This is a genomic window from Anaerotignum faecicola (assembly GCA_024460105.1).
Taxonomy (GTDB): domain Bacteria; phylum Bacillota; class Clostridia; order Lachnospirales; family Anaerotignaceae; genus JANFXS01.
This window is the reverse complement of the sequence record JANFXS010000656.1, coordinates 1-378: the sequence shown is the minus strand read 5'-3', so window position 1 is coordinate 378 and position 378 is coordinate 1. Positions and strand designations below refer to the sequence as shown.

1 protein-coding gene is annotated in these 378 nt (G+C 51.1%); it reads right to left on the bottom strand.

Features of this window, described 5'->3' with window-relative positions; all coding sequences use genetic code 11:
• Nucleotides 1–378: triose-phosphate isomerase (locus tag NE664_15875; GenBank protein MCQ4728113.1), on the bottom strand; the 378-nt coding region annotated here is incomplete at both ends.

The window sequence follows — 378 nt, the reverse complement described above, 5'->3', positions numbered from 1 at the left end:
CCGGTCCGATAGCCCAAATTGGTTCATAGGCAATGGTAACCAGATCTTTTTCCACACCCTCCAGACCGATATCAATCTGCTCTTTTAATACCTCTTTCCATCTCTCCTGCTCTTCAGAAGACTCTCCGATACAGTATAGCACAGAAAGACCGGAAGAAACAGCCTTTTTTATCTCCTGATTCAGCAGACGGTTCACTGCCTTTGTATCTGTGACGCCGGCTTCCGCAAGGATTCCTGCCTTGTCTTTTCGCTCTTCACAGTGACCGATGATTGTCGTGGTACAGCCGATGGCTTTTGCCGCGTTCGCGGTCCGGTTCGTCGTAAAAGCGCCAAAACCGCCCCCAACCGCCGTATCATCACGGTATACGCCCTGGCATC